The sequence below is a fragment of the Thiomicrospira sp. S5 genome (assembly GCF_003991075.1).
Taxonomy (GTDB): domain Bacteria; phylum Pseudomonadota; class Gammaproteobacteria; order Thiomicrospirales; family Thiomicrospiraceae; genus Hydrogenovibrio; species Hydrogenovibrio thermophilus.
In genome coordinates, this window is the sequence record NZ_CP014470.1 from 746,363 (window position 1) to 760,568 (window position 14,206).

The following is a 14,206-nucleotide window of genomic DNA, read 5'->3' on the forward strand; positions in this document are numbered from 1 at the left end:
TCATCGTGTTGTTTAGGTTTTGAGATGGTGCTGAGCCAGTTTTTGAATGGTTTGGCTGTAATCGGCTTCGGGCGTCGGCGACTCACCCAGCGGGTTGAGACGTTTTTCCGGGTTGTTCAATAATGTGTGGAAAGTGCCGACGGTGCAGTGTGCCAAGGGTTCCAGATTATAGCCTCCACCCAGAGAAAAACTGATGCGGCCTTTACATAAGGTGTCGGCCGAGTTCAGGCACTTTTCCACCAGTTGATTGAAACCGGCCACCGAGAGTTGGTGTTCGGCCAGTGGGTCCTGCCAGTGGGCGTCGTAACCGGCGAATACAATAATATGATCTGGCTTGAAGGCTTCGAGTTTGGGTTGGATGACTTCATCGTAAACCGATAAATAAGTCGTATTGCCGGCCTTTTTTTGGAAGGGGCAATTGACGACTGTGCCTTCCGCGCCGTCTTTACCTGTGAATTTGGCACCGCCGGTCATTGGCCAGTAAGGGTGCTGGTGGATGGAAATCGCCATAATGGAAGGGTCGTCCGCGACCAAGTCTTGTGTGCCATTGCCGTGGTGGACGTCGAAGTCGATGATGGCGACCCGCTCGACATCACGGTATTTCTGGAGCACGCGGGCGGCGATGATGTCGGAATTGAAAATACAGAAGCCCATGGCTTTATTCGTCAAGGCGTGGTGTCCGGGTGGGCGTAATAAGGCGAAACCACGGTCAACTTGGCGGTCGTATACGGCCAGGTTCAGGTTGATATTGCTTCCGGCCGCCATTTTAGCGGCATCGAAGGTGGCGTGGTTTAAATAGGTGTCTTGATTATAAGCGTCATAGAAGCCGCCGCCACCTTTGCTTAGGATTTCGATTTCATGGATGTAGTTCTGCTGGTGGGCGAAACGTAACTCTTCCTGTGTCGCCATGCGCGTGTCGACCGGTGTCAATTGTTCCCAGATTTTCTGGCGTTCCATCTCGTCGTTGATGGCGACCAGCCGTTGGGCGGTTTCCGGATGCTTGGGTAAATCGTGTTTCAGAAACAACGGGTCAAGCACCACGCCGACCGAATAATCGCCAGGCCTGGCCGGTTTGCCATAACTGATGGGGCTAAAGGCTGTTGCTCCCAGTGCGCCGAAGGCGGCCAGCTGTTTGATGAATGCGCGTCTTCCTGACATAACCACTCCTTAAAAGCAAAGAGATTCATTCGAGGTAAGTAAATAGTTTAGCCCTTTCAGAGAAAATGTATAGTCGTATTCCCCTAAGGAGTGATGTGCGATTTTAATATGAAGGGTTTGACCGTTTTTCAACTGATTGAGTAATTGTTGATAACTTTGCTGCAATTGTTGGAAAGTGCCGATTTGTTGGGTTGGAATTTCCAGACGAATTCGATTCTGTTTTAGATTGTTTTGTGATTGGATTTTTAAAATGCCTTGTAACGGAATCGGCGCGCGCTTGTCGGATGGTCGAATTTGATATTGGACGGTCATTAATTTCGGGGTTGGGCTGATGACCGCCTTATTTAATAATAGGATTTGCAAAGCAGGTAATGAATTTCCCGCGCTGCAGGTGAGACCGAAGAAAGCCTCGCTGGAGGCCTGTTTCGTGAATAATTCCACTTGGTCGGGTTCTTGGGTGTAGGGGTTTAAGTAAGTCGTTAGACTGTAGTCTTCGTGAAACGTTTGCGTCGCTTTGGCAAAAGAGTGCGTGGATAACAATAAAGAGAGGGGTAAAGTAAAATACTGTGATGCGTGTCATGGGTTGATAACCGTTTATGAATATGGATTGAATGTCATGTGACAGGATTGTATCGTTTTACACCAAACAATGACATCCTGTGGATAACTTTTTGGATAAAATCCTGAAATTCACCGAATTTGAGGTGGGTTTTAAAAAAGTGATAAAAAAATGTCAAAAAAGTGCAAAAAGCTATTGCAAAAAACTGGAGAGGCTATAGAATACGCATCTCTTTCACGGAGACGCCAAAACAACACTGTAAAGGGAGTTGAATTGAGCGGAAACGGGGAAGAAAAAAAAGCGTAAAAAAAGCTTGACGGAAACAAAATCAAGCGCCTATAATACGCGGCTTACCGAGACAGGGTGCGACGCACTGAGTTGAGGAAAAGCAAGACCAAGAGTTCTTTAAAAATCAGGTAATTCAGAGATAATTTATGTGGAAGTTGCTTAGGTAAGTGGCTGTCCAAAAATAAATATCTCGACAACTATGTATATGGTTAATCACATTTATGTGAAACATGTACCTGTTAATTTCGAGTGTTTAATTCGTGCAGACAAGCACACAAAAAAATCGAGTAAAAAGATTAAACTGAAGAGTTTGATCCTGGCTCAGAATGAACGCTGGCGGCAGGCCTAACACATGCAAGTCGAACGGAAACGACAAGAACAAACTCTTCGGAGGGCGATCTTGGGCGTCGAGTGGCGGACGGGTGAGTAACGCGTGGGAATCTACCCTTTAGTTGGGGACAACATATGGAAACGTATGCTAATACCGAATATGCTCTACGGAGTAAAGGTGGCCTCTACTTGTAAGCTATCGCTAAAGGATGAGCCCGCGTTAGATTAGCTAGTTGGTGGGGTAAAGGCCTACCAAGGCGACGATCTATAGCTGGTTTGAGAGGATGATCAGCCACACTGGGACTGAGACACGGCCCAGACTCCTACGGGAGGCAGCAGTGGGGAATATTGCACAATGAGGGAAACCTTGATGCAGCCATGCCGCGTGTGTGAAGAAGGCCCGAGGGTTGTAAAGCACTTTCAATTGTGAGGAAAGGTTAGTCGCTAATATCGGCTAGCTGTGACGTTAACTTTAGAAGAAGCACCGGCTAACTCTGTGCCAGCAGCCGCGGTAATACAGAGGGTGCAAGCGTTATTCGGAATTACTGGGCGTAAAGCGCGCGTAGGCGGACTGTTAAGTCGGTTGTGAAAGCCCTGGGCTCAACCTAGGAATTGCATCCGATACTGGCAATCTAGAGTTTAGGAGAGGGAAGTGGAATTCCTGGTGTAGCAGTGAAATGCGTAGATATCAGGAGGAACATCAGTGGCGAAGGCGACTTCCTGGCCTAAAACTGACGCTGAGGTGCGAAAGCGTGGGTAGCGAACGGGATTAGATACCCCGGTAGTCCACGCCGTAAACGATGTCAACTAGCTGTTGGCCTTATTAAAAAGGTTAGTAGCGTAGCTAACGCGCTAAGTTGACCGCCTGGGGGAGTACGGTCGCAAGATTAAAACTCAAAGGAATTGACGGGGGCCCGCACAAGCGGTGGAGCATGTGGTTTAATTCGATGCAACGCGAAGAACCTTACCATCCCTTGACATCCTGCGAACTTTCTAGAGATAGATTGGTGCCTTCGGGAACGCAGTGACAGGTGCTGCATGGCTGTCGTCAGCTCGTGTCGTGAGATGTTGGGTTAAGTCCCGCAACGAGCGCAACCCTTATCTTTAGTTGCTACCATTTAGTTGAGAACTCTAAAGAGACTGCCGGTGATAAACCGGAGGAAGGCGGGGACGACGTCAAGTCATCATGGCCCTTATGGGATGGGCTACACACGTGCTACAATGGGGGGTACAAAGAGCAGCTAGCTGGCGACAGTGCGCGAATCTCATAAAACCTCTCGTAGTCCGGATCGGAGTCTGCAACTCGACTCCGTGAAGTCGGAATCGCTAGTAATCGTGAATCAGAATGTCACGGTGAATACGTTCCCGGGCCTTGTACACACCGCCCGTCACACCATGGGAGTGGGTTGCAAAAGAAGTGGGTAGTCTAACCTTCGGGAGGGCGCTCACCACTTTGTGATTCATGACTGGGGTGAAGTCGTAACAAGGTAGCCCTAGCGGAAGCTGGGGCTGGATCACCTCCTTTAAGACAAAGACGGCCGCGAGCCTAAGTTAGCTTTCACATAAATTGTCTCTGAATTACTGAGAAAAACGAGAACGACCTGGGTCTGTAGCTCAGTTGGTTAGAGCGCACCCCTGATAAGGGTGAGGTCGGTGGTTCAAATCCACCCAGACCCACCAATGAATGGGGCTATAGCTCAGCTGGGAGAGCGCCTGCCTTGCACGCAGGAGGTCTGCGGTTCGATCCCGCATAGCTCCACCACTACACCTGTGAATAGGTTCTGACTTTAAGTCTAAAGCAGAGGTTATTCACAGTCGTATTGGTGACAATAGACTGAAGAAAGAAATAGATCTTTAACAATTAGGAAAAATCTCTAAGTGACTGTCGAGCGTCACGTTTGGTTTAACAATTTTAAAAAGTTAAATTGAAAAGACGCACGACAGTGTAGTTAGAAACATACAGAATACCGGACATATTCTGTATGACCGGCATTCAAGCAAATTCCAACAGCTTGAATGCCAAGGTAACAATGTATCTTAAAGAGTTCAAACACACGCAAGTGTGATGATACAAACTCAAGCGAGAACATGTCAGCGTAAAACTTTAGTCATTGCAGCGAAATAGGCTTTGATTGAGACATGGTTTTTTATGTATTTAAAAGATGATGGATCAACACAAAAGGTCAAGGTTATTTTTGAGTTGTATAGTTAAGTGACTAAGCGTACACGGTGGATGCCTAGGCGGTAGAAGGCGACGAAGGACGTAGTAACTTGCGATAAGCCACGGGGAGTTAGTAAACAAGCTTTGATCCGTGGATTTCCGAATGGGAAAACCCATCCTTTATGGATATCCCCTTGGTGGGAGGCTAACCCGGAGAACTGAAACATCTAAGTACCCGGAGGAAAAGAAATCAACCGAGATTCCCCAAGTAGCGGCGAGCGAACGGGGACCAGCCCTAAAGCATTTATTAAGATAGCAGAACAGTCTGGAAAGTCTGACGATACAAGGTGATAGTCCTGTATGCGAAATCTTATTAAGTGTTATTCGAGTAGGACGGAACACGTGAAATTCTGTCTGAACATGGGGGGACCACCCTCCAAGGCTAAATACTCTCTACCGACCGATAGTGAACCAGTACCGTGAGGGAAAGGCGAAAAGAACCCCTGGAGGGGAGTGAAATAGAACCTGAAACCGTGTACGTACAAGCAGTAGGAGCCCTTCGGGGTGACTGCGTACCTTTTGTATAATGGGTCAGCGACTTACGTTATGTTGCGAGGTTAACTGAATAAGGGAGCCGAAGGGAAACCGAGTCTTAAATGGGCGACTAGTAGCATGGCGTAGACCCGAAACCGGGCGATCTATCCATGGCCAGGTTGAAGGTGCCGTAACAGGTACTGGAGGACCGAACCCACGTATGTTGAAAAATGCGGGGATGAGCTGTGGATCGGAGTGAAAGGCTAATCAAGCCCGGAGATAGCTGGTTCTCCTCGAAATCTATTTAGGTAGAGCCTCATGTCTCACTGCTGGGGGTAGAGCACTGTTATGGTCTAGCGGGCCGTCAAGGCTTAGCAGCCCATTGCAAACTCCGAATACCAGCAAGTGCAATCATGGGAGACAGACTGCGGGTGCTAACGTCCGTAGTCAAGAGGGAAACAACCCAGACCACCAGCTAAGGTCCCTAAACACTACTCAGTGGGAAAGGATGTGGGAAGGCTTAGACAGTCAGGAGGTTTGGCTTAGAAGCAGCCACCCTTTAAGAAAAAGCGTAATAGCTCACTGATCGAGTCGGCCTGCGCCGAAGATTTAACGGGGCTAAGTAGTGTACCGAAGCTGTGGATGCCATTTATGGCATGGTAGAGGAGCGTCGTGTAAGCCTGGCGAAGGGGTGTTGTAAAGCATCCTGGAGGTATCACGAGTGCGAATGCTGACATGAGTAGCGATAAAGGGAGTGAAAAGCTCCCTCGCCGAAAGACCAAGGTTTCCTACGCAACGTTAATCGACGTAGGGTTAGTCGACCCCTAAGACGAGGCCGAGAGGCGTAGTCGATGGGAAGCAGGTTAATATTCCTGCACTTTTTATAACTGCGATGGAGGGACGGAGAAGGCTAAACTAGCTTGCTGATGGTTGCAAGTTTAAGGTAGTAGGCAGAGATCTTAGGCAAATCCGGGATCTTAATGCTGAGAACTGATGACGAGTCCTCTTTTGGACGAAGTAGTTGATGCCATGCTTCCAAGAAAAGCTTCTAAGCTTCAGGTTATAAAGAATCGTACCCCAAACCAACACAGGTGGTCAGGATGAGAATTCCAAGGCGCTTGAGAGAACTCGGGTGAAGGAACTAGGCAAAATAACACCGTAACTTCGGGAGAAGGTGTGCCCCTGCCGGTGATGAGACTTGCTCTCTAAGCTAGTGGGGGTTGCAGAGACCAGGTGGCTGCAACTGTTTACTAAAAACATAGCACTGTGCAAAATCGAAAGATGACGTATACGGTGTGACGCCTGCCCGGTGCCGGAAGGTTAATTGATGGGGTTAGCTTAGGCGAAGCTCTTGATCGAAGCCCCGGTAAACGGCGGCCGTAACTATAACGGTCCTAAGGTAGCGAAATTCCTTGTCGGGTAAGTTCCGACCTGCACGAATGGCGTAATGATGGCCACACTGTCTCCACCCGAGACTCAGCGAAATTGAACTCGCAGTTAAGATGCTGCGTACCCGCGGCTAGACGGAAAGACCCCGTGAACCTTTACTACAGCTTTGCACTGGACTTTGATACTATCTGTGTAGGATAGGTGGGAGGCTTTGAAGCAGTGACGCCAGTCATTGTGGAGCCATCCTTGAAATACCACCCTGATATTATTGAGGTTCTAACCTAGGGCAGTGAATCCTGCTCAGGGACAGTGTATGGTGGGTAGTTTGACTGGGGCGGTCTCCTCCCAAAGTGTAACGGAGGAGCGCGAAGGTACCCTCAGCACGGTCGGACATCGTGCAATGAGCGCAAGAGTAAAAGGGTGCTTGACTGCGAGACAGACACGTCGAGCAGGTGCGAAAGCAGGTTCTAGTGATCCGGTGGTTCTGTGTGGAAGGGCCATCGCTCAACGGATAAAAGGTACTCCGGGGATAACAGGCTGATACCGCCCAAGAGTTCATATCGACGGCGGTGTTTGGCACCTCGATGTCGGCTCATCACATCCTGGGGCTGAAGTCGGTCCCAAGGGTATGGCTGTTCGCCATTTAAAGTGGTACGCGAGCTGGGTTTAGAACGTCGTGAGACAGTTCGGTCCCTATCTGCCGTGGGCGTTGGAGAATTGAGAGGGGCTGCTCCTAGTACGAGAGGACCGGAGTGGACGAACCTCTGGTGTTCCGGTTGTCACGCCAGTGGCACTGCCGGGTAGCTATGTTCGGAAAGGATAACCGCTGAAAGCATCTAAGTGGGAAACCTGCCTCGAGATAAGTTCTCCCTAGACTTTAAGTCTTCTTAAGGGCCGTTAAAGACTATGACGTTGATAGGCTGGGTGTGGAAGTTCAGTAATGGATGAAGCTAACCAGTACTAATTACCCGTGAGGCTTAACTATACAACTCAAAAGTAACTTTTGAGCAATGACTCGAAGTATGACGTGAAGACGTGTTCGAGCTTGAGTTTAGTATTAAGAACGCTTTAAGCGCATTGTGACATCATGTGAGATAGCATGAGATAAGCTGACTCGAAAAGCTTAAGAGATTTTTCCGAATTCAGTGAGCTGTCTGTTTAATAGACAACTTACATAACCAAATTGCTTGGGGACCATAGCGAGATGGAACCACCTGATTCCATTCCGAACTCAGTAGTGAAACGTCTTAGCGCCGATGGTAGTGTGGGAGGTCCCATGTGAGAGTAGGTCATCCCCAAGCTTATATTCCTAAAAACCCGTCTTTATGATGGGTTTTTTTTTGCCTGGGATTTATACAATAGGGGTTCCAGGTTTTGAAGAGATGTGTATGTCGTTTACGTCTGAATTGTATCAAACGATTGAATTAAGCGAAGTTGATTCAACCAACCGTTATCTGAAAACCGAATTGTCCGAGGGGCGGTTGACGGGACCGATTTTTTGCCGTGCGCACAGTCAGACAGCAGGTTATGGCCAGCGAGGCCGTGCGTGGACGCAGTCGTTGGATTCGCTAACGTTTTCAATTGCGCTGCCTTTCGACGGTCGTATTGGCGAAATGCCGTTTATTTCAGCGCAAATTGCCTTATTGCTACGACAATCGATTGCCGGGGCATCTCATGCCACGAATTTGACCGTTAAGTGGCCAAATGATGTCTTTCTGGATGGAAAAAAGGTGGCAGGCTGTCTGATTGAAATGCTCAGTCCGTCACCTTCGCGTAAGGAAGGTTATTTGATTATCGGGGTGGGTGTGAATTGTTCTCCGGTATCGGGTGACGGATTTGATGCCCAATATGTGAACGATTTGGATTCGGAGCGTTTTTTTCAATCGTTTTCAGTAGCACTATATGAATTGTTCATGGTGGATGTGCCCCCTGTTTTTAAATTGAGCGAATGGCGAAATCATGATTTTTTTACGCCGGGGCAGGAAGTGATTGTGTATCATAACGACTCGTCCGAAACAGGCCGATACGACGGGTTGGATGAGATGGCATGTGCCATGGTCGAGATTGAAGGCCGAGTGAAACGTTACCAGTCCGGTGCGGTTTCCATTCGGCCGTTATGAGTGAGATAAAGAATGTTGATTTTTTTTGAACTGGGAAATACACGGCTGAAAGCGGCTTCGTTGAAAAAGGGCCGTTACGACTATCTGGGATCAGTCAATCATGCCGAGATGACTTCAGACAGCTTGTTGACCGATTTGGGTTTACAGGGTGTTGATGTGGATGCCGTGTATGTCTGTTCTGTGGTGGATTCGGAGTCCAATGCGAAGTTCAATGAATGGATTCAACAGGCATTTAAACTCTATCCGACGTATCTTGCAACCCAGCCGAACTGCTGTGGTATCCAGTGTGGCTATGACGCTTTTGAAACGTTTGGAGTCGATCGTTGGATGGCCATTATCGGTGCCTGTTCCGGGCAAAATAAGCCAACCTTTATTGTGGATGCCGGGACGGCGATCACCGTGGATGTCGTCATTGAAAAAGAGCACATTGGCGGCTTTATCGTGCCAGGCCTGGCGATTATGAAGCAAAGCCTGTTGGACCAAACCGCACTGAAACCCGAGGCGATACAGCTGAAGGATGAGACCATGTCTTCCGGTTTATTGGCCACCAATACCGCTGAAGCCGTGGCTGGCGGCACGCTTTATATGGTGGCGGCTTATCTGAACGCTCTTCTGGCAGACTTGGAAAAGGAAACCGGTCGACGATTCGATTGTGTGGGGACTGGCGGGGACTTTCCGATCATTGAACCCCTGCTGGATAAGTCGTTCGATTATGTCGAAGACCTGACGTTACAAGGCATGGTCGAGGTCATCGAAAGTTTATAAAAAACAGTTGACATAAATCGGTAAGAATTTATAATACGCCGCATTCAGCCGACATAGCACAATTGGTAGTGCAACTGATTTGTAATCAGTAGGTTGGGGGTTCAAGTCCCTCTGTCGGCACCATCTTCCAAGCCCGCATTCCAAAAGGGAATCGCGGGCTTTTTTGTATGTGGGAATTGCGTTGTAATGGAAATCTCACTACTGTTATAATAGGATTTATAACTTGTCAATTTGGAAAATACATGGAAAAGCAGTCTAGCTATAATAAAGAAGAACTTTTATCTTGCGGGCGCGGCGAATTATTCGGCCCAGGTAACGCCCAACTTCCATTGCCACCGATGTTAATGTTTGATCGTATCAGCCACATTTCCGAAGAAGGTGGGGCTTATGGGAAAGGAGAAATCCGCGCTGAGCTAGACGTAACTGAAGACCTGTGGTTTTTCGAATGCCACTTCAATAACGATCCGGTCATGCCGGGCTGCCTGGGGTTGGATGCCATGTGGCAGTTGATCGGTTTCTACCTAGGGTGGACCGGTGGTCCTGGACGCGGCCGTGCGCTAGGCGCCGGTGAAGTCAAATTTTATGGCCAGGTCTTGCCGAAGGCCAAAAAAGTCGAATATGTGATTGATATCAAGCGGGTCATCAAACGTAAGTTATATATGGGCATTGCCAATGCTCATTTGTTCGTGGATGGGCGTGAAATTTATTCAGCGGATGACTTGAAAGTCGGATTGTTTACAAATACGGATAGTTTTTAACATGAAAAGAGTTGTTATCACCGGTGTTGGGATTGTTTCCAGCCTTGGAAACAATAAAGATGAAGTCACGGATTCCTTGAAAAACGGACGTTCCGGGATTGTGTTTGCCCCAGAATACGAAGAGAACGGTATGCGCTCGCAAGTTCATGGCGCGGTTAAGAACCTGGATTTCAAAGAGCATATCGATCGTAAGCAACTGCGCTTTATGGGCGATGCCGCTGCTTACTCTTACATTGCGATGAAACAAGCGGTGGAAGATTCCGGTTTGACCGAAGATCAAATTTCAAATCCGAGAACCGGCTTGGTAGCCGGTTCCGGCGGCGGCTCCAACTCAAATGCAACGGAAGCCGTCAGCATCGCCAAAGAACGTGGCGTTAAGCGTATTGGGCCTTATATGGTAACGCGTACCATGGGTAGCACTGTGTCAGCCTGTTTGGCAACGCCGTTCAAAATCCAAGGCATTAACTACTCCATCAGTTCGGCTTGTTCCACATCGGCACACTGTATCGGCACTGCGGTTGAGCAGATTCAACTGGGTAAGCAGGATGTGGTGTTTGCCGGTGGTGGTGAAGAGTTGCACTGGACCATGTCGGTCTTGTTCGACGCCATGGGGGCTTTGTCGACCAAATATAATGACACGCCTGAAAAGGCCTCCCGTGCTTACGACGCCGACCGTGATGGCTTTGTCATCGCCGGTGGCGGTGGTATGGTTGTGGTTGAGGAATTGGAACACGCTTTGGCGCGTGGTGCGAAAATCTATGCGGAAATCACCGGTTACGGTGCCAATTCCGATGGTTATGACATGGTTGCCCCTTCCGGTGAAGGGGCGGTACGTTGCATGGAGCTGGCGTTGTCGACAGTGAACGGCGACGTGGATTACATCAACCCGCATGGAACGTCCACCCCGGTGGGCGATACCAAAGAAGCCGCGGCGATTCGTGATGTATTCGGTGCCAAAGTGCCGAAAATCAGTTCAACCAAGTCATTGTCCGGCCACTCTTTGGGTGCAGCGGGAGTACATGAGTTCATTTACAGCTTGATGATGCTGGAAAACGATTTCATCGCACCATCGGTTAACATCGAGACCATGGATCCGGAATGTGAAGGGATGCCAATCGTGACGGCACTTGAAGAAAATGCCGGGTTGACGCGGATGATGAGTAACAGCTTTGGTTTCGGTGGAACCAACGCATCTCTGGTCTTTGAAAAATACCAAGGATAATCGAGACGCGTTATTGCGCGGAGATCGAGTGTACAAAAAAGCCGCTGAAAAGCGGCTTTTTTGTATCTGTTTTTTGACGCTCTGGCAATTTAACAGTAAGGCCAAGGCGCATTGCATTCTCCTCGGCTCTTGGCTTGTTGAGTACGGTTTTGAACGACCGGTTCAGCCTTCTTGGGCTTCGGTGCCGGAGTCGTTACAGCAAGCTTGTCACAGACTTGTAACTGTTTTTTGTACAGCATTGAGCGTTTAGTGACTTTATAGGCGACTTTCTTCAGCCAGGTCTTATTTTGATAGGTCTTGCGGGAGTAACCGCCTTGGCCTTCGTGATAGGCCAGGTAAAGGTTGTAAGGGTCGTTTCGTGAAATGCCGTTGCGCTTGTAAGATTGATAGTTGTACCAACCGATAAAGTCGAGGGAGTCCTCAATGTCAGTGCGGCGTGCCGACCAGTTTCCGGTGGCTTTTTGGTAATCGTACCAAGCCGGGTCCTGCGCTTGGCAGTATCCGTAAGCGGATGAGCTTCTCGGTAACGGAATTAATCCCAATGCATACTCCCGTGGTGGTTGGGCATCGTGTGTGAAACGGGATTCCTGGTGGATAAACGCCATCAGAATGTATTCCGGTGTGCCCCATTTCTTGGCCGAGTCGTGCGCGGCTTCTTCCCAGTCGGAATCGTGATCGTAAATATAGCAAATGTTATCGTGGGTTTCTTTTGGCGGGTTGCTGGAGCAACCGGCCAATCCAATGAGTGCAAAGAAGATCAAGGCGGGTTTAATCTGACGAATCATGGTGCTTACGGTCTCTCGCTTTCTGTTATGTAATTGAACGAGTATCGATAGATGACTTGTTCTTGGTTATCCAATACCTCGACATGCCATTGTCCCGGCCAGGCACTGCTCAGGCGCTTGCTGGACCAGGTTCGGAAGCGTTGGCTGGTGATTTTCAACGGCACCGTGGCCATCACCCGGTCTTTGTAAATCCAACGATGGTATATCGTCTGGTCGGCGGCATGGTCGACTTGGGTAAAGAAAAACACTTTCCGTACATACTTCGGTACGAAGGGGCCAAGCGGTTGAGTTGGTGTCAGGTTCGACACCTCTTCAGCCAAAACGGCTTGTTCAATTCGAATGTCGCTGGCTTGAACCGGAGCCATGGAAACGCGTTTTTCCGATTGATTATAAAGGACTTCTTCACGCGTTTGGGCTAAATCTTGCCGTGCCTGATGGGAGAGCAATGACAAACCATCGTTTGTTGCCTCTGTTTTCTCTGGAAGCGAAGGTGATGGTTCGGTGGGCGCTTTGGGTGTCATGGCTTCTGGAGAAGGTATTTCAGGCAAAGAAGTTGAGTTGGCTGGTGCGGTTTCGATTAGACTTAAATCCGCGGTATTCATGGCGGTGTCAGTGGTGGGTTCGGGAGATGGCTCCGATTTCACTTCTGGGGCCGTGGAAGCGGTATTCTCGCCAGGCCTGGCGGTTTCAGCATTCGCCGGGGCATCGATACGTGCTTGTTGTTCGGCTTTTTTGTCGTTGATTTGCGTAATCATCAGTGATGCGGTGCCGATGCCGGCGAGCATCATCATCATGAACCAGGCAAAACGACTTCGCCAAGGTGTTTTGGCATCGTCCTCTTCGCCGTTGGCGACCTCTTCCTGCAGTTGGTTCCAGCCCATTTGAAAGTATTCCCGTAAAGCGGCATCCCGGCGGATGCTGCTGGGCATGTGCGACATGGGTTTACCATCCAAGGCCAGGCGATAGCCTTTTTTAAAGGCGTAATGGTAATGGGCGTTATCCGTGTCCGGCAGGTTCATGGAAATCAGCTATCGGTCTGATCGAACAGCGCTTCAGCAAATTCATCGGCTTGGAAAGGTCGCAAGTCGTCAATTGCTTCGCCGACCCCAATAAAACGAACCGGAATGCCGAGTTGTTCGGCCAGAGCGAAGACAATCCCCCCTTTGGCGGTGCCGTCCAGTTTGGTCAGGGTCAATCCAGTCAAATCAACCGCTTCATGGAATTGCTGTGCTTGGCTCAAGGCATTTTGCCCGGTGCCGGCATCGAGTACCAGCATGACTTCGTGTGGTGCGTTGGGGTTGACCTTTTGAATGACGCGCTTGACCTTTTTCAGTTCTTCCATCAAGTTGGATTGGGTGTGTAAGCGTCCGGCGGTATCGGCAATGAGGACATCGACTTTTTTCGCGGTGGCGGATTGAATGGCGTCGAAAATGACGGCGGCGGAATCGGCTCCGGTTTTCTGGGCAATGACTGGCACTTGGTTGCGTTCGCCCCAGGTTTCCAGTTGTTCTACAGCGGCGGCGCGGAAGGTGTCCCCGGCCGCCAGCATTACGGACTTACCTTCGTTTTGGAATTTTTTCGCCAGCTTGCCAATGGTGGTGGTTTTGCCGACGCCGTTGACGCCGACCATTAAAATCACAAAGGGCCCGTCGTCGTTTGAAAGGCTCAGAGGCTGTGAAACCGGTTCCAATAACGCTTCCAATTGGCTTTTTAGTGCTTGAATTAACGCTTCGGGTTCTTTAAGCTCTTTGCGTGAGACTTGGTCCGTCAGGTTTTGGATGATTTTGTCGGTGGCTTCGACACCCACATCGGCGGTGAGTAGAATCATTTCCAGCTCATCCAGTAAATCCGCATCGATTTCTTTGCGCCCCATAACCAAGGTTGACAGACTGTCGGTAAAGTTACGACGCGTTTTACTCAGGCTGTTTTTCAGCCGGGTGAACAGGCCGGGTTTGCGAGGCGTTTCGTCCGCATCTTCCGCTTTATCGGATGGTGCTGCCGGCATCTCGTCGATTGTCTCGACCGGATTGGGGGCTTCGATGGATGTGTCCGGATTTTCCGGGAGGCTGGTTGAATCGTTTGGCTGGGTTTCGTCGGATGATGGTTTGTCTTTGCGTTTTAAAAAACTGAACATGTC

The 14,206-nt window shown here is 49.3% G+C and carries 9 protein-coding genes, 3 tRNA genes and 3 rRNA genes; 10 read left to right on the forward strand and 5 right to left on the reverse strand.

What is annotated here, in order from left to right; all coding sequences use genetic code 11:
* Positions 1–12: 12 nt before the first annotated feature.
* Positions 13–1,158, reverse strand: coding sequence for a histone deacetylase family protein (locus AYJ59_RS03370; protein ID WP_127119339.1), 1,146 nt, complete (start codon positions 1,156–1,158; stop codon positions 13–15).
* A gap of 9 nt (positions 1,159–1,167) precedes the next feature.
* Positions 1,168–1,599 carry a hypothetical protein gene (locus tag AYJ59_RS03375; RefSeq protein WP_127119340.1) on the reverse strand — a complete coding sequence of 144 codons (432 nt, stop codon included), beginning with the start codon at positions 1,597–1,599 and terminating at the stop codon, positions 1,168–1,170.
* A 704-nt stretch (positions 1,600–2,303) separates the two neighbouring features.
* Here AYJ59_RS03375 and AYJ59_RS03380 point away from each other — a divergent pair.
* The 10 genes from AYJ59_RS03380 to fabB all read left to right on the forward strand — a co-directional run bounded on the left by AYJ59_RS03380 (position 2,304) and on the right by fabB (position 11,284).
* Positions 2,304–3,860, forward strand: a 16S ribosomal RNA gene (locus AYJ59_RS03380).
* 78 nt (positions 3,861–3,938) lie between these two features.
* Positions 3,939–4,015 (forward strand) — tRNA-Ile (locus tag AYJ59_RS03385).
* A gap of 6 nt (positions 4,016–4,021) precedes the next feature.
* Positions 4,022–4,097, forward strand: a tRNA-Ala gene (locus tag AYJ59_RS03390).
* 444 nt (positions 4,098–4,541) lie between these two features.
* Positions 4,542–7,404, forward strand: a 23S ribosomal RNA gene (locus tag AYJ59_RS03395).
* 201 nt (positions 7,405–7,605) lie between these two features.
* Positions 7,606–7,720: ribosomal RNA gene (gene rrf / locus AYJ59_RS03400) — 5S ribosomal RNA — on the forward strand.
* The 16S, 23S and 5S rRNA genes sit together here with 2 tRNA genes alongside, the layout of an rRNA operon.
* An 87-nt stretch (positions 7,721–7,807) precedes the next feature.
* The gene (locus AYJ59_RS03405) at positions 7,808–8,539 is read left to right on the forward strand and encodes a biotin--[acetyl-CoA-carboxylase] ligase (protein WP_164730728.1); all 732 of its coding nucleotides are present in this window, start codon (positions 7,808–7,810) and stop codon (positions 8,537–8,539) included.
* Positions 8,540–8,551: 12 nt separating this feature from the next.
* Positions 8,552–9,304 carry a type III pantothenate kinase gene (locus tag AYJ59_RS03410; protein ID WP_127119228.1) on the forward strand — a complete coding sequence of 251 codons (753 nt, stop codon included), beginning with the start codon at positions 8,552–8,554 and terminating at the stop codon, positions 9,302–9,304.
* A gap of 47 nt (positions 9,305–9,351) precedes the next feature.
* Positions 9,352–9,427 (forward strand) — tRNA-Thr (locus tag AYJ59_RS03415).
* 119 nt (positions 9,428–9,546) lie between these two features.
* Positions 9,547–10,062, forward strand: coding sequence for a 3-hydroxyacyl-[acyl-carrier-protein] dehydratase FabA (gene fabA / locus AYJ59_RS03420; RefSeq protein ID WP_029938894.1), 516 nt, complete (start codon positions 9,547–9,549; stop codon positions 10,060–10,062).
* A gap of 1 nt (position 10,063) precedes the next feature.
* Positions 10,064–11,284, forward strand: a complete 1,221-nt coding sequence (gene fabB / locus AYJ59_RS03425; RefSeq protein WP_029938893.1) for a beta-ketoacyl-ACP synthase I — start codon at positions 10,064–10,066, stop codon at positions 11,282–11,284.
* 89 nt (positions 11,285–11,373) lie between these two features.
* Here fabB and AYJ59_RS03430 read toward each other — a convergent pair whose 3' ends face one another.
* Genes AYJ59_RS03430 through ftsY form a run of 3 tightly spaced genes read right to left on the reverse strand, consistent with a single transcriptional unit; the run spans position 11,374 to position 14,203 of the window.
* Positions 11,374–12,069: a transglycosylase SLT domain-containing protein gene (locus AYJ59_RS03430; RefSeq protein WP_127119229.1), complete on the reverse strand. Its 696-nt coding sequence runs from the start codon at positions 12,067–12,069 to the stop codon at positions 11,374–11,376.
* A 5-nt stretch (positions 12,070–12,074) separates the two neighbouring features.
* Positions 12,075–13,088 carry a DUF2914 domain-containing protein gene (locus tag AYJ59_RS03435; protein ID WP_127119230.1) on the reverse strand — a complete coding sequence of 338 codons (1,014 nt, stop codon included), beginning with the start codon at positions 13,086–13,088 and terminating at the stop codon, positions 12,075–12,077.
* A gap of 5 nt (positions 13,089–13,093) precedes the next feature.
* Complete coding sequence (ftsY, locus tag AYJ59_RS03440) at positions 13,094–14,203, reverse strand: signal recognition particle-docking protein FtsY (protein ID WP_127119231.1); 1,110 nt, start codon at positions 14,201–14,203, stop codon at positions 13,094–13,096.
* Positions 14,204–14,206 lie beyond the last annotated feature (3 nt).